Annotated in this window: 19 protein-coding genes and 2 tRNA genes; 2 read left to right on the top strand and 19 right to left on the bottom strand. The window is 54.2% G+C overall.

Features of this window, described 5'->3' with window-relative positions; all coding sequences use genetic code 11:
- Positions 1–176: 176 nt before the first annotated feature.
- Entirely contained in the window at positions 177–1,379 is a 1,203-nt protein-coding gene (locus tag ACJ77P_RS06210) for an OmpP1/FadL family transporter (protein WP_408999294.1), read from the top strand.
- A 104-nt stretch (positions 1,380–1,483) separates the two neighbouring features.
- On the top strand, positions 1,484–2,311 hold the full coding sequence (locus ACJ77P_RS06205) for a bifunctional 2-polyprenyl-6-hydroxyphenol methylase/3-demethylubiquinol 3-O-methyltransferase UbiG (RefSeq protein WP_367360404.1): 828 nt from the start codon (positions 1,484–1,486) through the stop codon (positions 2,309–2,311).
- Here ACJ77P_RS06205 and ACJ77P_RS06200 read toward each other — a convergent pair.
- The 19 genes from ACJ77P_RS06200 to ACJ77P_RS06110 form a co-directional block, all read right to left on the bottom strand.
- Positions 2,290–2,886: a response regulator gene (locus ACJ77P_RS06200; protein ID WP_408999293.1), complete on the bottom strand. Its 597-nt coding sequence runs from the start codon at positions 2,884–2,886 to the stop codon at positions 2,290–2,292. The genes ACJ77P_RS06205 and ACJ77P_RS06200 overlap by 22 nt on opposite strands.
- A gap of 67 nt (positions 2,887–2,953) precedes the next feature.
- A complete protein-coding gene (locus ACJ77P_RS06195) occupies positions 2,954–4,609 on the bottom strand; it encodes an IS1634 family transposase (RefSeq protein ID WP_408998694.1) in 1,656 nt (551 codons plus the stop codon).
- Positions 4,610–4,726: 117 nt separating this feature from the next.
- The gene (locus tag ACJ77P_RS06190; RefSeq protein ID WP_408999292.1) at positions 4,727–7,072 is read right to left on the bottom strand and encodes a PAS domain S-box protein; all 2,346 of its coding nucleotides are present in this window, start codon (positions 7,070–7,072) and stop codon (positions 4,727–4,729) included.
- Positions 7,073–7,078: 6 nt separating this feature from the next.
- The gene (locus ACJ77P_RS06185; RefSeq protein WP_367360406.1) at positions 7,079–9,082 is read right to left on the bottom strand and encodes a PilZ domain-containing protein; all 2,004 of its coding nucleotides are present in this window, start codon (positions 9,080–9,082) and stop codon (positions 7,079–7,081) included.
- A gap of 356 nt (positions 9,083–9,438) precedes the next feature.
- Positions 9,439–10,059, bottom strand: a complete 621-nt coding sequence (locus ACJ77P_RS06180) for an alpha/beta hydrolase (RefSeq protein WP_367360407.1) — start codon at positions 10,057–10,059, stop codon at positions 9,439–9,441.
- Between the two features lie 20 nt (positions 10,060–10,079).
- A complete protein-coding gene (locus ACJ77P_RS06175; protein WP_408999291.1) occupies positions 10,080–11,096 on the bottom strand; it encodes an ABC transporter ATP-binding protein in 1,017 nt (338 codons plus the stop codon).
- Positions 11,089–12,150, bottom strand: coding sequence for an ABC transporter ATP-binding protein (locus ACJ77P_RS06170; RefSeq protein ID WP_367360409.1), 1,062 nt, complete (start codon positions 12,148–12,150; stop codon positions 11,089–11,091). The genes ACJ77P_RS06175 and ACJ77P_RS06170 overlap by 8 nt, the downstream gene beginning before the upstream one ends.
- An 84-nt stretch (positions 12,151–12,234) precedes the next feature.
- Positions 12,235–13,752, bottom strand: coding sequence for a leucyl aminopeptidase (locus tag ACJ77P_RS06165; protein ID WP_408999290.1), 1,518 nt, complete (start codon positions 13,750–13,752; stop codon positions 12,235–12,237).
- 389 nt (positions 13,753–14,141) lie between these two features.
- Positions 14,142–14,216: transfer RNA gene (locus tag ACJ77P_RS06160), tRNA-Cys, on the bottom strand.
- A 9-nt stretch (positions 14,217–14,225) separates the two neighbouring features.
- Positions 14,226–14,300 (bottom strand) — tRNA-Gly (locus ACJ77P_RS06155).
- 74 nt (positions 14,301–14,374) lie between these two features.
- A complete protein-coding gene (gene pgsA, locus ACJ77P_RS06150) occupies positions 14,375–14,959 on the bottom strand; it encodes a CDP-diacylglycerol--glycerol-3-phosphate 3-phosphatidyltransferase (RefSeq protein WP_408999289.1) in 585 nt (194 codons plus the stop codon).
- Positions 14,960–15,007: 48 nt separating this feature from the next.
- Positions 15,008–15,661: a fructose-6-phosphate aldolase gene (gene fsa / locus ACJ77P_RS06145; RefSeq protein WP_408999288.1), complete on the bottom strand. Its 654-nt coding sequence runs from the start codon at positions 15,659–15,661 to the stop codon at positions 15,008–15,010.
- A gap of 296 nt (positions 15,662–15,957) precedes the next feature.
- Positions 15,958–16,464, bottom strand: coding sequence for a 2-amino-4-hydroxy-6-hydroxymethyldihydropteridine diphosphokinase (gene folK, locus ACJ77P_RS06140; protein ID WP_367360413.1), 507 nt, complete (start codon positions 16,462–16,464; stop codon positions 15,958–15,960).
- 57 nt (positions 16,465–16,521) lie between these two features.
- A complete protein-coding gene (dapB, locus tag ACJ77P_RS06135; protein ID WP_408999287.1) occupies positions 16,522–17,328 on the bottom strand; it encodes a 4-hydroxy-tetrahydrodipicolinate reductase in 807 nt (268 codons plus the stop codon).
- A gap of 81 nt (positions 17,329–17,409) precedes the next feature.
- Positions 17,410–18,285, bottom strand: coding sequence for a 4-hydroxy-tetrahydrodipicolinate synthase (dapA, locus tag ACJ77P_RS06130; RefSeq protein WP_367360415.1), 876 nt, complete (start codon positions 18,283–18,285; stop codon positions 17,410–17,412).
- A gap of 33 nt (positions 18,286–18,318) precedes the next feature.
- Entirely contained in the window at positions 18,319–19,587 is a 1,269-nt protein-coding gene (gene lysA / locus ACJ77P_RS06125) for a diaminopimelate decarboxylase (RefSeq protein ID WP_367360416.1), read from the bottom strand.
- On the bottom strand, positions 19,580–20,041 hold the full coding sequence (locus ACJ77P_RS06120) for a hypothetical protein (RefSeq protein WP_367360417.1): 462 nt from the start codon (positions 20,039–20,041) through the stop codon (positions 19,580–19,582). Before ACJ77P_RS06120 ends, lysA begins: the two co-directional genes overlap by 8 nt.
- Before the next feature lie 38 nt (positions 20,042–20,079).
- Positions 20,080–21,498, bottom strand: coding sequence for an argininosuccinate lyase (gene argH / locus ACJ77P_RS06115; RefSeq protein ID WP_408999286.1), 1,419 nt, complete (start codon positions 21,496–21,498; stop codon positions 20,080–20,082).
- Positions 21,499–21,541: 43 nt separating this feature from the next.
- Entirely contained in the window at positions 21,542–22,747 is a 1,206-nt protein-coding gene (locus tag ACJ77P_RS06110; RefSeq protein WP_367360419.1) for an argininosuccinate synthase, read from the bottom strand.
- Positions 22,748–22,752: the final 5 nt, after the last annotated feature.

The raw sequence follows: 22,752 nt of genomic DNA, 5'->3' as shown, positions 1-22,752 counted from the left end.
GAAAAGCAGGAGGGCTTATAGACCTTGATCTATAAGCCCTCCTGCTTTTCTATCCCCTCTTACAACCCGGGCCTGACACATTATTTGCTGAAAAATGCGCTCCGGAAAGAATTTATTTTGTTCAGTGGCATAATTATTGATTATTATTTGAAACTTGATTAACCAGGAGCCCGGGAATGAAACATACGAAACTAAGCTTCCGTGTCATACTCTATTTTGCGATTGCTGCGCTGACGTCCCTCCCTTCCATATCGTTCGGCTCAGGCTTCGGCATCTTTACCCAGGGGGCGTCCGCTCTTGGACAGGGGGCCGCCGTTGTCGCCCACTCCGACTCTCCCGAAGCGATTTTCTACAATCCGGCACTCCTGAACGATCTTCCGGGAACACAGGTCGAGGTCGGAACGACCCTGATTTTTGCCGATCGGGAGTTCACAAGCGCCGCAACCGGGAAAAAATCCGAGACCCAGGACGATGTATTCTATCCGAGCACCTTCTATCTCTCGCACCGGTTCAATGAGACGTTCAGCGCCGGCGTCGGCGTTTTCAACCCTTTCGGCCTGGCCACGACATGGCCTGAAAGCTGGGAAGGCCGGTATGTAGCCACAAAATCCGAGCTTACCACGTTTAACATCAATCCCGTTGTATCCTGGCGGATCACACCCAAACTTTCGATCGCAGCCGGTTTGGATTTCGTCCTGCTGGATTCCACCCTTCAAAGCAGGAATATCGCTTTTGATGTCGACCAGAAATTTGAAGGGTCGGGAAACGGACTTGGATACAACCTGGGCCTCCTGCTGCATGCTACAGACACCCTTTCCATAGGCGTATCGTATCGCAGCAAGGTGACGATCGATGTTGACGGCACTCTTTCGATGAGCATTCTGCCGGAGGATATCAGTGGCGAAACCACGCTTACCCTTCCCCAGCAGGTAGCCGTCGGCATTGCCTATAAGCCCACGGACAGGCTGATCCTGGAAGTGGGTCTGCGCTGGGAGGACTGGTCATCCTTCGACCAATTGAAGATCGAAGGCGCAGGACAGACCCTTGCCGTCTCGCCGAGAAATTGGCGCAGCACCTTCGCCTTCAATGCAGGGGGAAAATACCGGATCAACAGCAGGTATGCCATCCATGCAGGCTATTTGTACGGTCAAAATCCCGTTCCCGACACGACCTTCGACCCGTCCATCCCGGATTCCGACGTTCATCTGTTCTGCCTGGGCGGCGAGGCCAGGTTCGGCAAGGTGGGTTTATCGATGGCTTATGCCTACCAGCTTCAGGAAGACAGGACCAAATCGACCAACCACTACGGAGCCTTTGCCAATGGCGAATATGATTCGGACATTCATCTGCTGGCCATGAGCCTTCGTTACTTGTTTTAATGTAACATGAAGGACCCCTTTTTTTCATTGAACACGATTGTTCCCCTCTCAACAGGGAGAGGATGCGCGGTCAGACATTGCCGTGTGGACTCGGAGGTGACAACATGAAGCACAAGCAGGCTTATCTCATGGAAAACGATGAAGAGGCCCATCGCCTGGAACTGAAAACCGACGCGAATGCGGTTCGGAAACAGGCCCTTTGGTGTGGTGTAAAAGCCGGCCTGCGGGTCCTGGATCTGGGATGCGGACCGGGAATCACCACGGAAATCCTGCACTCCATGGTCGCCCCGACCGGGAGCGTTGTCGGAGCGGATTTTTCGGCTGAACGGCTTGCCTACGCGCGGGAACATCACGCTGGTAAGCCGGGCATTGAATTCGTCCAATGCGATCTGACCGCCCCGATTGATGACCTGGGACAGTTCGATGTGATCTGGGTGAGGTTTGTCCTCGAGTATTTCCGCAAGGAAAGCCCGGAAATTGTCAAACGGCTTCGGAGTCTGCTCAAACCGGAAGGCTATCTCTGCCTGATCGACCTTGACTACAACTGCCTCGGCCATTATGAAATGCCCGAACCGATGAATGCCCTGTTGCCGAAACTCATGACCTACATGGACGACGAGTTCAATTTTGACACGTATGCCGGACGGAAACTCTATTCGTATCTTTATGATCAGAAATATCAGAATATCGAGGTTGAATTGATGGCCCATCATCTCATCTACGGTGAGGCCCGTCATGCGGATGTTTTTAACTGGCTGAAAAAGGTGGAAATCGGAACGGAAAAAATGCAGTGTTTCTTCAAGGACTATCCGGGAGGGGCAGAGGCCTTTATTGCCGATTTCAGAAAGTTTTTCCTGGATCCGCGCCGCTTCACATACACCCCGCTCATTTTATGCAAGGGGATGCGGCCTCATGAGGATGCCGCCGGCTGATCCAGAATGGAGCGGATTCTCCTGCTCAGGAAATCGATTTGATAGGGTTTTTGAATAAAATCCACCGCGCCCGCACGGAGGAGATCCTGCTGGCTCGTGCTTGCCGCAAAGCCGCTGGCGATTAGCACCTTCATAGCGGGGTCGATTTTCAGTATTTCAGAGAGGCATTTCTCGCCACCCATACCGGGCATCATGAGATCCAGGATGACAAGGGCGATGCCCCCTTTCTGCTCATGAATCACACTCAAGGCGCTTTCTCCGGAATTGGCGGTCAAAACGGAATAACCCAGCAGGGAAAGCAGTTCTTTTCCGATATCAAGAAGTGCCGGCTCGTCGTCCACCAGAAGGATCGTTTCCTGACCCTCGGACAGCGCCGTTGCTTTAACGGGTTCCCGCCTTTCCTCAAACACCTCCACACTGGCGGTGGCGGTGGTCTCAGGAAAATAAATCTCGTAAGTCGTCCCCAATCCAAGTTCGCTCGTGCAGAATATGAACCCGTTGTGGTTTTTAACGATGCCGTAAACAACGGACAGCCCGATTCCCGTCCCCCACCTTCGACAGCGGTAGGTAAACAAAATTGAAATTCTTAAGTAAAATTATAGTTATAAGTCGTTGTCGAATTTTTGGCGTTTGCCTACATTTTTAAGGGGTCACCTGGATATGCCGAATACGTTGCGGTGGAGATATCTTTAGTAGTTTTAGGATGTTGACTTGTTCCGGTGTCGGTTCGGTGGTCTGTAATACCCGTCCTTCTTTTGAAAAAAATTCTCCAAGATGAAGGCGCTCCATTTGAGCTTTGATATGGTCCCAAGGCATGTTCGTTTTCCTCTCGGCAACCCTTACCAGAAGGAGTGCCAGGAAACAGAGGAACACATGGGCTTCGATCCGTTCATCCTTCCGGTGATAAACAGGTCTCAGATCCAGAGTCGTTTTCAGGGTTCGGAAAGCCCGCTCCACTTCCATCAGTTGTTTGTACCCCAGTGCCACATCCTCAGGACTCAGGGTGTCGTCACTGGTGGAAATGATGTATTTCCCGTCCAGATGGGCCTCTTCTCTGATCTTCCCTTTGTCGATTTTGATCCGCCCGTTTTTCAACTGCCGCAGGTATCTGCCCATGGTCCGGTGGGACAGAAGGGCGCAGACGTTCTTCGTGTGACAGTGTCCGGTCTGATCCTTGATGGACTTCAGAGCTTCTTCAATCTTTTTGATGGTCTTCTCGCGAGTGGCCTGATCCTTTTTGGCCTCCTCAGGATTGTGAACCAGGATGAACCGGCGTCGCTTTTCCCCGTCGCCAATGGTCACTTCCTTGATCTCCAGGTTTTCCCGGACGGAAGTGAACCTGCCCCGCTTGGCCAGAACCTCACGGTGGATCTCCTGATTATCCCGGAGCTTCTCGCCGATGATGTAATGGCCGCCGGCCTTCTGCAGGATCATACGATTCTCCTCCGAACTCATCCCCCGGTCCATGACCCAGACGCAGCGGCCCAGCTTCCAGCCGAGAAGATCACTCTTGACCTTTTCCACGGTCTTCATGTCCGAGGTGTTTCCCGGCATCGTCCAGCACTTTACCGGGATGCCCTCCTTCGTGACCGCCAGACCGATCACCACCTGAGGGAGATCCGGCCGGTGATCCTTGGAATGACCATACCTCCGAAGACCCTCCTCGTCTTCTTCATCCATTTCGAAGTAGGTGCTAGTGGTATCGAAGAAGATCAGGTCCACCTCCAGGTTCAAAAGATCCGCCACGGCAAAGTAGACTTCCTTGTGGATGGTTTCCCGATACTCCAGCAGAACATCCATGGCCCGGTACAGATGCTGAAGCTCGATCGGTTCAGGATTCCCCAGGGCCACGTCTTCTTTTACCCACTCCTCGACGCCTCTTTTGGAATCCGGGGCCAGCGCCCGATTGGCGACCATGGCAAAAGTCGACCATTCCACCGGAGACGTAAACGATCGATCCTTCATGCATTGAGAAAGAGCCTGGGGAATGCCCAACTGTTCCCACAGAGCACGGAGCAAATAGGCGCCACCCATGGGAACGCTCTTGAGGAATCGGATTGGAGCCTCACCCTCTATCGTCCCTTGAATCCGCAAAGCCTCTTCCGGAGTGAGGAAGCGGGACAGGCTCTTGGTGAGTCTTCGAATCGCATCGACATCAAGGGAGTCGGCGCGGCCAAAAGTGTAGAGAACATCCGCTTTCGATTGTCCCGTTTTGGCATCCCGAACATTATGCGCCAACTGGACGTATGTGGTGGTCGATCCGCTCTTGTTTTTTCTGGAGATTGTTCTGACGTACATGTCTACTCATGTAACGCAGACTACCAACGATGTCAAGCATAATTACATATTTCGCATGCCTACAGGTTTTTCAGTTTTTTGAGAGTCCGACTGTGAAAATTCAATGACTTACGCTATTCAAAAGGTCAAAATATGCCTATAACTGTCGAACGCGGGCGTCCCCTTTCCCGCCTCCTTGGTCGTAAAAAACGGCTCGAAGATGTGATCGAGGTTCTCCTTGGAAATTCCGCATCCCGTATCGGAAATCGAGAACAGGGCATATCGGCCGGGGTCAATCTTGACGCTGCTTCGATAGGTCGCCGTGGGAAATTCGATGTTTTTTGTTTTGATCCGTATCCTTCCGCCGTCAGGCATGGCATCTTTTGCATTGACCGTGAGATTCATGATCACCTGGCCCAATTGAGCGGAATCCCCGTTTATGGTGTGAAGAGGCTCGTCCAGATCCAGCTCCACATCAATCTTTTTCGGCAGCGTGTTTATGAGAAGCTCGTAAAATTTTCGAATTTCCGCATTGATGTCGATCGGCTCCAGTTTGCTGTCGGCCTTCCTGCTGAAAATGAGAAGCTGCCCGACGAGGTCCGTTGCCCTCTTGATCAATTCCTTGATGTTGATCAGATACTTCAGCTCCGGATCGCCATCGCTTTTGCGCATGGTCAACCGTTCGTTGTATGCATTAATCGCCTGCAGGATATTGTTGAAGTCATGGGCGATGCCCCCTGTCAAGCGACCGATGGCGTTCATTCTCGAAGCATGGTGAAGCTGCTGTTCCAGCTTTCTCTGCTCGGTAATATCCTTCAAAATCCCCACGACGCCCATCATCTCTCCCATGGCGTTCAAGTTTGGGGCGCCGCTCATGTAAAACAGCCGCTCTTTTCCATTTTTGGCCAGAAGTTTGGCCTCCATGTTCTTGATCGTTTCTTTTCCCTGCCACACGCGGTCAAAAAACTGGTTGAAGGTCTTCCCACCGTCGGCCATGGCAAATTCCGAAAAAAAGCGCCCCATCATTTCCTGCGTCGCGTACCCCAGGATTTCTTCCGCCACCGGGTTAATATAGGTAATGAATCCGCCGTTGTCTGTAGTGTAGATGATGTCCGGAGAGTTTTCGCTGAGGTTTCGAAACCGCTCTTCACTTTCCTTGATCTTGCGGAGAGATTTGGCGTTGTTGATGCTGATCCCTATCTGCGGCGCGATGCCCATGAGAAGGTTCACTTCGCTTTGATTGTGAGGCCTGTGGGAACGGTAATTGTCAACAGCCAGGACGCCTTCCGATTTTCCCTCATAGATGATGGGAACGCAAATGAAGGAGTTGACGGCCAGGGCTTCAACAAAATCCCGGCTTCTCACTGAGATATCATTTTTAATGTCTTTGATATCATTTACGAAGATGGGGTGCTGCTCTCTGAACGCAACAACGAATGGGCCCCTGGAATCCGGCTTGTCCAGATGGAACTGAGTCTTCTGAAGCACGGCTTCAATTTCTGAGCTGTAACCGTATCCGCTTGCATAGATAAGCCTCGTCCTGTCCGGACTGGTAAGCATGATCATGCCGCGGTCGAACTTAAGCCTCTTCTGCAGCGTCTCCATGACAAACTTCAACAGGCTGTCGACATCCATGATGTTTGAGACGGCCTGGCCGATTTCCTGAACCAGAAGCGCATTGTTGTAACTGATGGTGATCTGATCGAGCAGGCGGTTTGCCGCATCACCCTGCCTTTCCGTCCTCTCATAGATGTCTTTTTTCTCAAGATACTGGGAATAGAAGGCGATGCCTACAATCACGGTAACCGCCGGCAGGGCGATGAAGGCAGCCAGTTTCAGGGAGGGGAAAAGGAACGAGCACCCTGCAATGGCGAGGATGGAAAGGATCATGAGATAATTCCGCCAGCGCCACCATTTCATGTACCTGGGTTCCTGCCAGGTTACGACGTAACGGCACTGCCCGCTTCCTCGATGCAGGCATTCCGTATGTTCAAGAATCGGCAGTTTGCCCGTAAAAATCTCAGCGACAGCTTCAAGGCTGCCCATGCGGTTTTCACACTGGTAAGGCCGTTCATGAACGCCTTCATTGATCGTCGTGATGATTTCTACGGTGTTCCGCCGGATCTTCCGGATATGAAAAGTGGTGCCGCGGTTGAGATAGGAGGCGATTTTGCCGAGCATGAAATAGGCCTGGATGGGTGAGAGAAAGGCCAGAATGAACTGACGGATCGCCTTGGCGGACTTGGAGGCCGACATGAAGCGCCCGGCTTCGCGAAAGATCGTCGCGTCCTGCGTCCTTTCCATGAGGGCGTCGTGGAATCCATCCACCTGCCTCTGCGTCAGCCAGTGCCCCTCATCCTCCAGTTCGTAAGAGGAGATCCCGGAATCCTTGAGAATGCCTTCGATGTCAATATCGGGACGCCTTTCCCGAAGATATTCGAGAAAGGTAATAATGACTCGACTGTTGTACAGGTTTGCGTCCATCGGTTTCTAGGTGATGATCATCCGGAATCTTTTCATGATATATTCGATAAATTCATTGGCATACTGTGCATTGAGGATCCACATGATGTAATCTTTCTCAGCATTCACGTCTTTGTCCTTTGTATAATCCGCCGGATAAATAAGCAAGGGATATGATTCCGCCGATTTCACCCTGGTAATGTTCTCAACGGCTGCGAGGATTGCATCCATCGGAGTCTCAGGGTCGATGACAAACACTTTGAAGCCGTTGAGAAGGTCCGACAGATTAATGGCCACATCGGACTCCTCCTTGATGATCACAGCCTTGAGCTCACCGGCATGATGCAATGCCATGGCCTGCCATTTGCGGTGCAAACCCTGCTGCGCATAGATGTTTTCGAGGGAATGCTGCTTGTGATTCTTCATGTCCAGCACATCGCAGAGCATTCCGCCGGAATGGTGCATGTAAAACTGCTCAAGTTCCCACAGATCGGACTTGCAGCATTCCCGCACGGACCAGCCCTCGGGCATCTGCAACGTCACATCGCCGACCGAATGAGTGATGTAGGAGAAAAGATCGAGGGAACAGACCCGCGGATTGAATTTTCCTTTTGCAAAACCCGTGTATATCCTATCGGTAAACTTATTTCCAGGGCGGAAATAACAGATGAAATAGTCGAGCATGGCCGACGGGTAGCGCCTCAGATCGTAAAGGTAGGAGATCATCTGCTTCAGAACGATCAGGCCCGTCGGGCTGCCGTCCATCGTCCTTGCGGCATGGTGGTGCACCATCCAGGCTTTTTCATAGGCCCTAAGCAGAGAGATATGGCTGTAGATCCGCCCATCCTTCTGATAGGTGAAATGCTTGGCGATGGCAGGACAGTCACTGTAGAGCTTTCTGTAAGTATCCTGAAAATTCTCTCGGAACGCCTGGATATGCTGGTATTTTGCCGGATAGATAAAATTGCTGTCAAACAGCAGATCCCAGAGCTGTTCCGTATCCACCTCGTTGATCATGTCTTCATCGTCTGTGGGGAAATTGTTCAACAGCTGATTCAATTTATTGTAGTCCTCAATCCCCATGTCCAGTATCGCTACCCCGAAACGGACCGATGATTCGTCCTTGCGGTAAATGACCTGCGCCTTGCAGTGAATCTTCAAAAGCCCGGCGTAACTGATCGTCATTTTCGGGATGATCAATCCCGGGATCAGAACGGCCGCATCGGACTTGTCGCTGATGGCGAAGCCCGAGGTGGAAATATCGATAATTTTGCGCTGGAAGGTTTTGCCCATGAAGGGATGCTCGAAGATGGCCGAAATCGATGGTAATTTATGCGTGCGGTGATTCCGGATCACCCTCTCTTCATGCTGTTCATCTTCAACCTGGATGGGACTGACGACAATTTCAACACCGGCAACGCTTTGCTGCTGGTAGATATGGCGGCAGGTTGCCGAGTAGAAGACGCCGTGTTCGTTGAACAGTCTGATGCTGGCCGGCACATCGCTCTTGAACCAGTAAAACAGGGCCGACAGTCCCGTCTTGAGGCGGAGGCGAAAGGCATGGGCACTGAAATCAACCAGTTCTCCCGTGGCCTGAAAGCCGTTTTGCATCAATTCGACCTTGATCTGATGGCATTGAAAGCGCGGAACCTGCCGTTTGCTCGTGATGGGGCTGGAGTCGGGGAGCTGCATCGTTAATCCGCCATCATTGGTGGTAAGTTTCCTCGGTCTGGCAAGGATGATGGACTGATCATGGTTGATGACCAGATATTCAAAATGATATCTCTCCAGCCGGTATCCTTCGTATTCCGAATCCCAGCGGCATACCACTTCGTCACCGAGGCAGGGCTCGGGATGAACCTTGACCAGAATTTCTTCATTGTACTGGGGATGCTTCAGGAGCGCATAAAGGGGATCCCCTTTGAAGTGAATGTGGTTGATAATATTGGTCAGTTTCTGCTTTTTGATGTATTCTCCGGACATGACGTCCCGGATCAGGTTGTTATGTCTGAATAGCCAGGATGGTCCCATTTCTTCCACCTGCAAACGACTGTCACATAAGGCGTTATTATTACAGATACTTCTCTCCCGAACGCTTTCAGTCATATTCATGTGTCTCCGGCAAATTTTTAATGCGATTGTCATTAATATGTAAAAATGGTGATCGGAATAGTTGTGATTCCACGGAAGACTTGCAATAATAATTCCAGTATTTTTGGGGGGACGCCGATCCAGGACGGGCCTGAAAGGCGGATCGATGCGAAGCATCAATCCGCTCCATGCGGTACGAGAGGATCAAGGCAATTCAGGACGTTACGATTTGCGGGGTTTTACGCTTTGCGGGAGGTCGGATCCGTCCGGTGAAATGAAGCATTTCTCCGAATTCGCTATTTTTCATGTCCTTCGTGGTTCAGAAAGTCATCCAAAACAGCGATCAGCTTCGATTCGTCGCCAAAAAAGAAGTGGTCCGCGTCATGAATAAGCTCAAAGCGACAGTTTATCTGTCGCGCCATATCCCTCATCCGCTCATGGGCGCAGAACGGGTCCCTCCCGCCACAGACCACAAGTCCTATCTTGCCGGCAAGGGAGGAAAAATCAAAATCCAGCAGATTGATGGGGGGTGCAATGAGCACGGCGGGGCGCACGCCGTCATGATTGGCCAGCCATTTCGCTCCGACCCAGGCGCCAAAGGAATATCCAGCAGGCAGAATATCGCCTTTCCCCTTGTTCCTCAGCCAGGATACGGCCCCCCCGATATCCTCCTGTTCGCCGATCCCGTTGCCGTAAGCCCCTTCGCTGCGGCCCACACCGCGGAAATTGAATCTCAGAGTCGAATACCCCTTGAAGAACAAGGCCGCAACCAGGGATTCCACAACATTGTTGTCCATTGAACCTCCCATCTGCGGGTGGGGATGACAAACCACGCCCCCCCTGTCTCCGGCATTTTCAGCATAGGAACCTTCCAGCTGCAAATTCCCTGAAGGGAAAAAAACGGTGTCCTCTTTCATAAAAAGCTCCTTCTTCCTCCTCATTGAACAGGGTGCTGTCCAATGTCTAAATGACAGGCCACAAAATGCCCGGGAAGCCGTTCACGCAGTTCCGGGTTCGAATCCTTGCAGGGGTCGATGCGTTCAGGGCATCTCGGATAAAAGGGGCAGCCCGCGGACGATGTGAACCGGGCCGCTGGGTCCTCCCGAAGGATCCGCCGATGCGGCTTGCCCGGATACAGTCCCGGAATGGCGGCAAAAAGGACCCGTGTGTACGGATGGAGCGGACGGCTGTAAAGTTCCCGGTTTTCCGCCAGCTCGACGATTCGCCCCAGGTACATGACGGCAATCCTGTCGCTCATGTGCCGGACGACGGCGAGATCATGCGTGATGAAGAGATACGTCAAGCCAAAGGACTGCTGAAGTTCCTTCAGAAGGTTCAATATCTGGGCCTGCACGGATACATCAAGGGCTGACACGGGTTCGTCGGCGATGATCAACTCCGGCTGCAGGGCAAGGGCCCTGGCTATGCCGATCCGTTGACGCTGCCCCCCGCTGAATTCATGCGGATAGCGGTCTATGGAATCCTTCGCCAGCCCCACCGTTTCCAGCAGTACGGAAACCCGCTCCCGGATTTCCTCCCCGTGCATGACGCGGTGAATGATCAGCGGCTCCCCTATGGCGTCCCCGGCGGTTTTGCGTGGATTGAGCGAGGCCTGAGGGTCTTGAAAGATCAGCTGAACCCTTCGAAAATAACCCTTCAATTCCTGCCGTCCATAGGCGAGGATGTCCTGCCCGCCAAACAAGATCCGGCCCTCGGTCGGCTTTTCCAGATGCATGATCAGGCGTCCCAGGGTTGACTTGCCGCAGCCGCTTTCACCAACCAGCCCCAGCGTCTCCCCCTTGAAGAGCGTCAGGCTCACCCCGTTGAGGGCGTGGATCCTGATCGGTTCCCGGCTGAAAATCTCCCGCTGGACGGTAAAGATCTTCTTGGCCCCGATGACTTCAAGCAGCGCCTCCCCTTTATTCGAATGTCCAGACGGATTTCTGTTATCCATGATGATGGCCGTTCAGTCCTGCTTCGTATCCTCTCTCAGCCCTTCCCGGAGCTCCCGCCGGCTGGTCCGCCTGGGTTTCCGGATGATACAGCCAGCAGCGGACGGCATGGCCGTGGCTCACCTCCAGCAGGCTCGGTTCCCTCTGCCGGCAGAGCTTCATGACCCGCCCGCACCGATCCTGGAAGCGGCATCCCGGCGGAAGGAGGTAGAGATCGGGGACCCCCCCGGGAATGACGGGGAGTAAGGCGGATCGATCGTAATCCCTTTCCGGCCTGGGCAGGGAGCGCATCAGCCCTTTCGTGTAGGGATGCAGGGGAGAAGAAAACAGCTCCCTGACCGGCGCCTTTTCAACCACCCATCCCGCATACATGACAACAGCCTGCTGTGCCGTGTCGGCGACAATGCCCAGGTTATGGGTAATCAGAATAACGGACATTTCGTTTTCCGATTTCAGGCGTTCGATAAGATCAAGAATCTGGGCCTGAATCGTCACATCCAGGGCCGTTGTCGGCTCATCGGCGATCAGCAGCCGGGGATTGCAGGCCATGGCCATGGCAATCATGATCCTCTGCCGCATTCCCCCGCTCAATTGGTGAGGATAGTCCCGAACGCGCTTTTCCGGATCGGGAATGCCCACCAGGTGCAGCATTTCCACGGCGTGATCCCGTGACTCCCTTTTGCTCTCCTGACGGTGAAGGCGCGTAACTTCGGCAATCTGATCGCCAACCCGGAGGACGGGGTTCAGCGACGTCATCGGCTCCTGGAAAATCATGCTGATGTCCCGCCCACGGACCCGGCGCATTTCCTCGCTGCCAAGAAGCAGAAGGTCGCGCCCTGCAAAAAAAACGGAACCGGAAACGATTCTTCCGGGAGGGGAAGGAAGAAGACGCATGATCGACAGAGCCAGGGCGCTCTTGCCGCATCCCGATTCTCCTACGATGCCGAGCGTTTCCCCTTTTTGAAGCTCCAGGTCCGCCCCATCGACCGCTCGAATGACCCCCTGGGAGGTTTCAAAGACTGCAGACAGATGTTCAACCTTTAAAAGCTGGGGCATGCCCTGTCTCCGCCGCTTCCTTTCCCGCACATCGTTAAAGGACCGTCCCCGAAGGGCGGTCTGTCTTCTCCGGAAGAAGGAGCATCAACGGGTTCCCTTCCGGTTCCTCAGCCATGAAATCAGAAGACGGACGCCGACGCCGGATGCCCCTTTCGGGACGTAGGGCCGGCCTTTGTCCAGCCAGGCGGGGCCGGCGATATCAAGATGCACCCAAGGGTAATCCCCGGCGAACCGGCTGAGGAACATGGCCGCGGTAATGGCGCCGCCATAGCGTCCGCCCGTATTTTTGTAATCGGCAATGTCGCTCTTGATCAGTTCAAGGTAGTCATCCCAAAGCGGCAATTCCCATACCCGCTCACCCGTGGCTTGTCCCGCAGCGGCCAGTTCCTTCTTCAGGGCGAAATCCGTCCCGAACATTCCGATGGCGACCTTTCCCAGGGCGACGACACAGGCTCCCGTCAGCGTAGCCAAATCCACGATCGCCCCGGGCTGATACCTTCCGGCGTAGGCAAGGGCATCGGCCAGGATCAAGCGCCCTTCCGCATCGGTGGAGATCACCTCTATCGTTTTTCCCGAAAGGGATGTCAGGACATCACCGGGCCGGTAGGCCCGCCCGCCGGGAAGATTCTCGGTGGCGGGGATGAGAGCGACGATATGAACCGGCAATTCCAGATCCGCCGCCGCCCGGACGGCAGCGATCACCGCGGCGGCTCCAGCCATGTCCGATTTCATCTCACCCATATTTTCAGCGGGTTTCAGGCTGATGCCGCCGCTGTCAAAGGTGATTCCCTTGCCGACCAGGACGATCGTTTCCTTCAGACCCTCCACCCCTTTATACGTGAGGATGATGAAGCGGGGCGGCTCATGACTGCCCCTGGCAACGGCAAGATGCGCATGCATTCCCGCTTCCTCCATCTGCCGTTCGTCAAGGACCTCCGCCTTGATCCTGGGACGGGACATGGCCATTTCAACGGCTTTGTCAGCCAGGATTCCCGGCGTCATCTCGTTTGCCGGAGCGGAAACCAGATCGCGGGCAAAGGAGACAGCCCCGGCAATCCTTTCGGCTTGTCGGGCCGCTTTCCGTACGGCGGGAAGGTTCTTCTTCTGCTCTTCTACGAGCGTGAACGCTTCGAATTCCTTGATCTTATCCCGCTCCAGGGTCTTGAAAGGCGTAAACTGATACAGGCCCAGAAGAACTCCTTCAACAATGGCCTCGGTAAGCTCTTCAAAAGAGAAACGTTCACCGGACCATTTTTTAAAATCGACAAAGGACGTCATCGTTTTTATATTGATGCCGCGGAGATACTGGGCCGCCTTGGCAAAGGCCCCGCGCAGTCTTTCCAGATCAAAGGCCTTTTTCTCCCCCAACCCCAGAAGAAGGATTCTCCGGATCGGCGGTTCCCCGCCTGGATACAGCAGGGAAACCTGATGGAGACGCCCCTGGAAATCTCCTTCCCGGATCATACGATCGATCCTGCCGGCGTACATCTCATCGAGATGTTTTGCCGCTCCGCTCAGCCCTTCCTCGCCGTCAAAAAAAGTCAGCGCGAATACTTCGCTCCCCGTCTCGGATATTTTGCCCGATTTGACCACAATCTCCATTGTCTGCTCCTTTCCCCCGGGACAAACCGAATTCCTGCATGCCTGTCACAGGCCATCTAATTACTTTCTCTTTTCGAGATTGTCAAACGGCATTGTCTCTCCTTGATGAATGGCTCCCGGACTTTCCGGTCCGCCCGGCGGCAGTGCCGGAAATTCTAAGGCCGCGGATCCTCTCGGAGCCCTGCAGGGCGGATGCTTCCCCCTGGGAACGGTTGAACGGTACCGATGGATTTCGGGAACGTGAAACCGGGCTCAGGACAATCGTGGGAAGTTGACGAAGAGGGGGACGACCTGGAGGGCTTCATGGAAATCCCCGTCATCTGGAATGGAAGGCGTTCTTAAGAAAATAAAAAGGCGTGTGAAAACACACGCCCGATTTTCCCTTAAAATGGAGGCGGCATCCGGATTTGAACCGGAGTATAACGGTTTTGCAGACCGCTGCCTTACCACTTGGCTATGCCGCCGTAAAAAAATGGAGCGGGCGAACGGATTCGAACCGTCGACGTCCACCTTGGCAAGGTGGCACTCTACCGCTGAGTTACGCCCGCTTCCTCAATCCCAGCAATGGTGGCCTGAATATAATAGATGGCCTGTTTTGTCAATAGAAATCTTACCGGCACCCCTATTCCCTGCCCATGAGGGTACTGTGATAGAACTTGATAAAGTAATCCAAGCCGGAATATACCGTAAAGAAAAGGGCAATATAGAGGATTACCATGCCCACGGCATGGGCGTCGATTCCCAGAAATGGATAGTGAATAATCAAAGCGGTTACGGCCACAGTCTGGCAGAGGGTCTTTTTCTTTCCCAGGGAGCTGGCGTCAATCACAAGTCCCTCCCCGGAGGCTATGCTGCGCATGCCGTCTACGGCAATATCCCGAATGATCGTAATCGCTACAGCCCACGCAGGGATGCGGCCGATGGGAATCATGAGAATCATGGCCGTATTCACGATAAGCTTGTCTGCAATAGGATCCAGGAACTGGCCCATTTTTGTGACAATTTCATACTTTCTCGCCAGATAGCCATCCAGGAGGTCCGTCAGCGCCGCGGCAACAAAACAGAATGCAATCACCAGGCTCCACGTCAAACCCGGGTCCATCAGAAGGAAAAAGAGGACCGGAATAAAACCGATCCTCCCCATGGTGATGATGTTGGGCAGATTGAAGATTTTCTCCCCCGATGAAATCAGTGGATGTCGATTCATTTTTTTCTGCGAGATAGTCATCTAATGCTCTGGCAAAACGGGGCTTTCCTATTTTTCAAGTTTAACAACCTTTTTCCAATCCGCGAGAAACAATTCGATGCCCTTGTCCGTCAAGGGATGCTTTGCAAGCTGTTCGATGACCTTGAAGGGTATGGTCGCAATATCGGCTCCCATAAGCGCCCCTTCAAGAACATGGCGGGGATGGCGGATGCTGGCCACAATGACTTCCGTATCAAACCCGTAGCAATCATAGATGGCTAGAATCTGTTCTACAATATCCATGCCGTTATGGGCTGCATCATCGAGCCTGCCCACAAAGGGGCTGACATAGGAGGCGCCGGCCTTGGCCGCCATCAAGGCCTGAACCGGCGAGAAGACGAGGGTCTGGTTTACGGAGATCCCCTCTGACGACAGGATCTTGGTTGCCTTCAACCCCTCCGTGGTCATAGGAACTTTGATCACCACCTGCTCACCCAGCTTGGCCAGCTTTTTCCCCTCTTCAACCATCTCCTCCACTTTCAGCCCCACAACTTCGAGGCTGACCGGTCCACTGACCCTCTCCAGAATTTCTGCGACGACGTTTTTGAAAGGCTTTTTCTCCCTGGCGATCAGGGATGGATTGGTGGTTACGCCATCCACCATTCCCAGGCTCAGGCCTTCCTCAATTTCACGGATGTTCGCCGTATCGATAAAAAATTTCATGGCATTTCCTTTCAGGATTCTTTCTTCTGAATCCTTTCATATTTTTTGAAACAGGCTTCACTGCAAAAATTCAAGGTGACCCCGTTGAGAGTCCCTTTATAGGCATCCTTTTCGGGGATGTACGTTTTACAGTAAGGGTCCTGAACGAGATCCCCCCCTTGAATGATTCGTCCGTCGAGAGAGTGGCTTACCTGAGGCTTCTTTCTGGATGCAGTGCCCAGCAGGCCCTTTGTGAGCCGGTAAAGAAGATAAGCAACAACGACAAAAAAAAGAAAACGAAAAATCATGCTGTCAATTCAACCCTGTACGATACGTTCCACTCTGCTTTCGTCCTGAAGCCTCTTCATCAATCCCCGGATGGACACCCCGAAGCCCGGATGGATGACATAGGATGCCAGTTCGTTGAGAGGAACAAGAACAAACCGTCTTCGATGAAGTTCCGGGTGGGGAATGACGAGATCGCTTTCCTGAATGACCTCCTGTCCGTAAAGAAGAAGGTCCAGATCAATGATCCGTGGTCCCCAGCGGGCCGTTCGAATTCTCCCCATGCCGGCCTCGATCTTCGAGAGGGCGTTGAGAAGCTCCCTGGCGCTCAGGACGCTCCTCACCTCGACAACGGCGTTGACGTAATCATCCTGGTCTTTCAATCCGACGGGTTCGGTCCTGTACAGCGATGAGCAGCGCAAATATTTAACGCCGCTCACGTCACCAATGCGCCTGACGGCCTCCAGGCACTGCCCCACAGGCCCTTCCCGGTTTGAGCCGATCCCGATATAACAGATGACCCCCGAGGTCTCTTCCAAAAGAATCTCTTCCGCCTGCCCCACGGTTACGCTACTTAGTTCGTTTTCCCGGATTTTCTACGTCCTGAGCCCGAGGACATCCTGCATGTCATAGAGCCCGGGTTTCTGCTCAACCACCCACTTCGCCGCCCGAATGGCCCCCTTGGCGAAGTTGTCCCTGCTGTGGGCGCGATGGATCAATTCCAGCCTCTCACCGACGGCGCCGAAAAGGACCGTGTGTTCACCCACGATGTCTCCGGCCCTCAGGGTCTGGATCCCGATTTCCCTCCGCGGACGCTCTCCGATGAGCCCTTTTCGCTCATAGATCCCCACTTCGTCCAGATCGCGGCCCAACGCCTCTGCAATGATGTGGGCCATTTTCATGGCTGTCCCGCTGGGCGCATCTTTCTTCAAGTGGTGATGGGCCTCCAGGATTTCCACATCATAGTCGTCACCGAGTATTTCCGCCACCGTCCTGATCACCTTGAACAGGACATTGACGCCCACACTCATGTTGGGGGCAAGGACACAGGGGACGTTCCCGGCTAAATCCAGGATTTCCTCCATCTCCTCCGGGGAAAAACCCGTGCTGCCTATGACCATGGGCTTCCCATGCTGTACGGCGAATCGGAGATTCTGCAGCGAGGCCGCGTGGCTCGTAAAGTCGATGGCGACATCCCCCCGGGATACGCAGTCGGAAAAATCGCTCTCGATAGCAACCCCCCGCTTTCCCAGTCCCAGGATTTCACTCACATCCCGCCCGATTGCAGGATGATCCCCTCTTTCAACGGCGGCCGCCAGATCGATCCCCTCCTCGGCCTCCATTAAACTGATTATCCGGCCTCCCATTCGTCCACCGGCACCGGTCACAACGGCTTTCACCATGGATTCCACTCCCTGCCATGCCGATTCCCGTCACGGGACAGAAATCGCGAATTTCATTAACGTATCCAACGGCTTGTGCTGCTAGGCAATGAGGCGATAATGGCGCATGGCCTGCCTCAGCCTTTCCAGATTCCCCTCCGACATCCGGCACAGAGGAAGACGGACGTCAGCCGACATTTTTCCCATCATTGCCAATGCCGCTTTGACCGGGACCGGATTGGTCTCAAGGAACAGGGCATCAATCAGGGAAACCATCCGGTCGTGCAGCTCCCGGGCTTTTTTCAGGTCTCCGGCTTCAAAGGCGTCCACGAGCCCTGCCATATCCGCCGGGGCGACATTGGAAATCACGGAGATGACGCCCTTTCCTCCCAGCGTCAACAGGGGAAGCGTAAAGAAATCGTCTCCCGATAGAACGGAAAAGGTGCTGTCGCAGAGCTGAATCACTTCATTCATCTGCTTCAGAGAGCCCGAGGCTTCCTTGACCCCCACGATGTTGTCGATTTTCGCCAGCCGGGCCACGGTTTCCGGAAGAATGTTCACTCCTGTGCGGCTGGGAATGTTATAGGGGACGATGGGCATGGGGACGCTCTCAGCCAGGGTCTTATAATGCTGATACAACCCTTCCTGGCTCGGCCGGTTATAGTATGGTGCCACCACCAGTGCGCCGTCGGCGCCGGCCTCGTGGGCGTGCCGGGTCAATCTCATGGCCTCCGCCGTGCTGTTGGAGCCCGTTCCCGCAATGACAGGAACCCGCTTTTTCACGGCGTCAATGGTGATCTCGATAACCCGGTCATGCTCGGCATGAGAAAGTGTCGCCGATTCCCCGGTAGTTCCGCAGGGGACGATACCATCCGTTCCCGATTCGATCTGGAACTCGATCAGCTCCCTCAACGCTTGCTCATCAACTTCGCCATTCTTGAACGGCGTCACAATCGCAACAATCGCTCCTTTAAACATATTCCTCCTGTCCGCCTCCCTTTTTTTTCAGGATTACCCTGGCTGTTTGATCAGAAACGGCGGGATTTCCTCATGGGATATCAAATCGGCATAAGTCTCCCGCTTACGAATGATATGATACCGATCCTCCCGCACCATGATCTCCGGAATTCTCGGCCGCGAATTGTAATTGGAAGCCATGGTGAAACCGTAGGCTCCGGCGCTGAAAACAGCCAGCAGGTCGCCTCTCTCGAAAGAGGCTATTTTTCTCGCCTTGGCAAGATAATCTCCGGATTCGCAGATGGGACCGACCACATCGGCCACAATTTCCTTCCTGTTGTCCAAGGCAACCGGCCGGATTGCATGAAACGAGTTGTAGAGGCTCGGTCGGACGAGATCGTTCATCCCTGCGTCCACGATGATGAAGTTTTTATTGTCCGTACTTTTCGTGTAGAGGACTTTCGTGACGAGAATTCCCGCATTGCCGACAATGACTCTTCCCGGTTCGAAGATGAAGGTGCAATCCAGGTCCCGGGCGGCCGACAAAACCGCTTCCGCGTATTCCGAAGGGTGAGGAGGCGTCTCCGAATCGTAGGTAATGCCAAGCCCTCCCCCCAGGTCAATATAGCGGATGTCGAAACCCTCCTCTTTGAGTTGGCGCACCAGACCGGAAAGACGATCCAGGGCTTCGACAAACGGGGACAGGCGGGTCACCTGGGAACCGATATGGCAGCTCACTCCCTTGATATCGACATGCTTCAGAGAGTTCGCCAGGCGGTACGTCTCCAGAGAGCGTTCGATGTCGATCCCGAACTTGTTTTCCTTGAGTCCCGTTGAGATATGGGGATGGGTCTTTGGATCCACATCCGGATTGACCCTCAAAGCAATGCCCGCTCTGAGCCCGAGGCCCTGCGCGCATTGGTTGATCACCTCCAGTTCCTGCCAGGATTCCACGTTGAACATCAGGATGTTCGAGCGCAGGGCGTATTCAATCTCATCCACGCGCTTCCCTACCCCCGAATACACGACTTTCCCCGGATCTACTCCAGCCGAGAGAGCACGGAACAATTCCCCCCCTGAAACAATGTCCACTCCGCCCCCCTCATCGATGAACACCTTGAGGACGGCCAGGTTTGAATTGGCCTTCACGGCGAAACAGATCATGTGGGGCACGTCGGCAAACGCCTCTTTAAAGACGCGGAAATGATTCCTTAACGTCGCGTAGCTGTAGAGATAGAAGGGGGTGCCCACCTCTTCCGCAATCCGGGAAACCGGGACCTTCTCGCACATCAACTGCTGATTGTCATATAGAAAGTCATTCATGTTCTTTTAAATCACCCTGCTGCATCGTTTGCAATGCCACGCTCCCGGAAGGCTCGCTGCAGTATCCCAGGGCGTTGCATACCACAATCCGGTAAAAATAGCTGTTGTCAACCTTCACGTCGGTATCGGTCCATAAGTAGCGGCGTCCGGCTCCCTCGTATTTCAGCCCCGGGTCCCCGGGATTCAACTCCTGAATCACCACATAATTCCGCGGACAGCCCTCGCAGAGGTCTTCATCTGGGAACTGCTCGCTGCGCAGAATTTTGAAGCGTCCTTCGGGGATGTCCGCACTCCAGCGCAGCTCAATTCCCTGCCCACTCCTTTCCGCCCGCAGATCGGAAACGGCGGAAGGTACGACCATCCTCAGCGGAACAGGGTCGGCCTTTTTCCCGCAGCCCGGAATCCATCCGAGAATGGCCCCGGCCAGCAGAAGAACGGCAAGGAAACGCCCCATGGACGGCCTCCTTCCCGGCGAATGCATCGGAACAGGCGTCATGGCGCCTTCCTTCTTCCGGGACGAGAACGGCCCTGGGCCTCAATGCGCCGGATCTGCTCCCGAACCTGCATCCCTGCCGTCCCCCCATAACTTGTCCTGCTCTGCACCGAACTCCGGATGGAAAGGCGATCGTACACATCCTCGCCGATCAGTGGGCAGAAGCGGCCAAATTCCTCCATGGACAACGAGGCCAGATCCTTCTGAGAATCAACGCAGAAACGGACCAGCCTTCCGACGATTCCATGGGCCTCTCGAAAGGGAACACCTTTCATGACGAGATACTCGGCCAGATCCGTCGCCGTCGAAAAGCCTCCCTGGGCCTCCTGAACCATTTTTTCCCGGTTGAAGTTCAGATGCCGGACCATTTCCCCCAGGATGTTCAGGCAGGCTTTGACCGTATCAACGGTATCGAAAAGGGGCTCCTTATCTTCCTGGAGATCCCGGTTGTAGGTCATGGGAAGCCCCTTCAACAGGGTCAGCAGAGCCACAAGATTACCGTAAATCCGGCCCGTCTTTCCCCTGATGAGCTCCGCCACGTCCGGGTTCTTTTTCTGCGGCATGATGCTGCTGCCCGTCGTGAAGGCATCGGAAATTTCCACAAAATGAAACTCCCCGGTGGACCAGAGAATGAGATCTTCGCAGAAACGGCTAAGGTGCATCATGATCAACGAGGCGTCAAAAAGGAACTCCGCGATAAAATCCCTGTCGGAAACCGTATCCATACTGTTGTGGGATATTTCGGGAAACCTGAGCAGACGGGCGACGTAGGCCCGGTCAATGGGAAGAGAGGTGCCTGCCAGAGCGGCAGCCCCCAGAGGCATCACATTGACCCGGCGATGGCAGTCCCGAAGACGCGACTCGTCACGGTCGAACATTTCCCGGTAAGCCAGGAGGTAATGGGCAAGAAGGACCGGCTGAGCCTTCTGCAGATGCGTATAGCCGGGAAGGATCGTTTCAGCCTCCTCCTCGGCGAGCTCGAGAAAGGCTGCCTTGAGGGATGCCACACCATCGAGGATCGCCATGATTTCGGCCCTGAGATAGAGCCTGACATCCAGTGCGACCTGATCGTTGCGGCTTCGGCCAGTATGAAGCTTTGCCCCTGCCTCTCCCGTTCGCCCAATCAGGGCTTTTTCAATCGCCATGTGAATGTCTTCGTCTTCAGGTGAAAATTCGAAAACACCCCCTTCGATCTCCCGCAGAATGTCCTTCAGGCCGGTCTCAATGGTACGGGCCTCGCCGCGGCTGACGATCCCCTGGCGGGCCAGCATCTTGGCATGTGCGATGCTGCCTTCGATATCATAGCGAAAAAGCCTGCGATCATAGGAGATCGAAGCCGTAAACGCCTCGACAAGCTCATGGGTCGGCTCCTGGAAACGCCCTCCCCAGGGCTTGCTCCGCTCCTTTTTATCCTTCATGGCCCCTACCCGATATTCCCATTTGCAGCGGAAGTCAGCCGCCTTATTTCTTCATTGCCGCAATGCGCAGCCTCAGGGCATTGAGGCGAATAAATCCCGTTGCGTCCATCTGATTGTAGACTTCATCCTTCTCGAAGGTGGCAAAGTCCTCACTGTACAGGGAATAGGGAGACTTTCGACCCACGACGATGCAGTTACCCTTATACAGCTTTATCCGGGCTGTTCCCGTTGCCTTTTTCTGTGTTTCATCGATCAGGGCCTGCAGGGCTTCCATCTCCGGGGCGAACCAGAATCCGTTGTAGGCCAGCTGGGCATACTTCGGGATCAGGGAATCCCTCAGGAGCATCACCTCCCTGTCCATGGTGATCGATTCCAGGGCCCGGTGGGCCGCCCAGAGCACCGTTCCCCCGGGTGTCTCGTAAACCCCCCGAGACTTCATGCCGACGAACCGGTTCTCTACCATATCGACGCGGCCGATCCCGTTCGCACCGGCAATCTCATTGAGCTTTTCCATGAGAGTCGCCGGACTCAGGCGCGTGCCGTCAAGCGCCACGGGATTGCCCTGCTCAAAATCAATCTCCACGTAGGTCGGCTTGTCCGGTGCGGCTTCGGGAGATACGGAGATTGTAAAGATGTCTTCCGGAGGCTCCGCCCATGGATCTTCCAGAATGGCCCCCTCATGGGAAATGTGGAGAAGATTCCGGTCGCTGCTGTACGGCTTTTCCCGGGTAAGCGGCAGGGGAATGCTGTGCTTCTCCGCATAATCGAACATATCCTCGCGGGATTTGAAGTGCCAGTTGGGATCCTTCCAGGCGGAGATGATCCGGATGTTGGGCTCCAGGGCCATGTAGGTCAACTCGAAGCGGACCTGATCGTTTCCTTTTCCTGTCGCCCCGTGACACACGGCATCGGCCCCCTCGGCCCGTGCGATCTCCACCTGGCGCTTGGCAATCAGAGGCCTGGCCAGAGATGTCCCCAGAAGATAGGTTCCCTCATAGATGGCATTGGCTCTCAGAGCGGGAAAAACAAAATCCCGGGCAAATTCTTCGCGAAGATCATCGATGTAGATCTTGCTCGCCCCGGTTTTAACCGCCTTCTCCCGGAGGCCTTCCAGCTCTTCCTTTTGACCCACATCCGCCGCAAAGGCAATGACTTCACAACCATATGTTTCAATCAGCCATTGAACGATAACGGATGTATCCAACCCGCCGGAATAGGCGAGGACAACTTTTCTGATCCCGGTGTTCACTGTTT

The organism is Syntrophus buswellii (genome assembly GCF_046097065.1).
Classification (GTDB): domain Bacteria; phylum Desulfobacterota; class Syntrophia; order Syntrophales; family Syntrophaceae; genus Syntrophus; species Syntrophus buswellii.
Note: the sequence above shows the minus strand (reverse complement) of the source record. Positions and strands in the feature narration are given on the sequence as shown.

Excerpts from the sequence above, each read along its gene's own strand:
- ACJ77P_RS06210 (WP_408999294.1), top strand. The coding sequence starts at position 177 with ATGAAACATACGAAACTAAGCTTCCGTGTCATACTCTATTTTGCGATT.
- ACJ77P_RS06205 (WP_367360404.1), top strand. The coding sequence starts at position 1,484 with ATGAAGCACAAGCAGGCTTATCTCATGGAAAACGATGAAGAGGCCCAT.
- ACJ77P_RS06195 (WP_408998694.1), bottom strand. The coding sequence starts at position 4,609 with ATGTACGTCAGAACAATCTCCAGAAAAAACAAGAGCGGATCGACCACC.
- ACJ77P_RS06190 (WP_408999292.1), bottom strand. The coding sequence starts at position 7,072 with ATGGACGCAAACCTGTACAACAGTCGAGTCATTATTACCTTTCTCGAA.
- ACJ77P_RS06185 (WP_367360406.1), bottom strand. The coding sequence starts at position 9,082 with ATGGGACCATCCTGGCTATTCAGACATAACAACCTGATCCGGGACGTC.
- ACJ77P_RS06180 (WP_367360407.1), bottom strand. The coding sequence starts at position 10,059 with ATGAAAGAGGACACCGTTTTTTTCCCTTCAGGGAATTTGCAGCTGGAA.
- ACJ77P_RS06175 (WP_408999291.1), bottom strand. The coding sequence starts at position 11,096 with ATGGATAACAGAAATCCGTCTGGACATTCGAATAAAGGGGAGGCGCTG.
- ACJ77P_RS06170 (WP_367360409.1), bottom strand. The coding sequence starts at position 12,150 with ATGCCCCAGCTTTTAAAGGTTGAACATCTGTCTGCAGTCTTTGAAACC.
- ACJ77P_RS06165 (WP_408999290.1), bottom strand. The coding sequence starts at position 13,752 with ATGGAGATTGTGGTCAAATCGGGCAAAATATCCGAGACGGGGAGCGAA.
- pgsA (WP_408999289.1), bottom strand. The coding sequence starts at position 14,959 with ATGAATCGACATCCACTGATTTCATCGGGGGAGAAAATCTTCAATCTG.
- fsa (WP_408999288.1), bottom strand. The coding sequence starts at position 15,661 with ATGAAATTTTTTATCGATACGGCGAACATCCGTGAAATTGAGGAAGGC.
- dapB (WP_408999287.1), bottom strand. The coding sequence starts at position 17,328 with ATGGTGAAAGCCGTTGTGACCGGTGCCGGTGGACGAATGGGAGGCCGG.
- dapA (WP_367360415.1), bottom strand. The coding sequence starts at position 18,285 with ATGTTTAAAGGAGCGATTGTTGCGATTGTGACGCCGTTCAAGAATGGC.
- lysA (WP_367360416.1), bottom strand. The coding sequence starts at position 19,587 with ATGAATGACTTTCTATATGACAATCAGCAGTTGATGTGCGAGAAGGTC.
- ACJ77P_RS06120 (WP_367360417.1), bottom strand. The coding sequence starts at position 20,041 with ATGGGGCGTTTCCTTGCCGTTCTTCTGCTGGCCGGGGCCATTCTCGGA.
- argH (WP_408999286.1), bottom strand. The coding sequence starts at position 21,498 with ATGAAGGATAAAAAGGAGCGGAGCAAGCCCTGGGGAGGGCGTTTCCAG.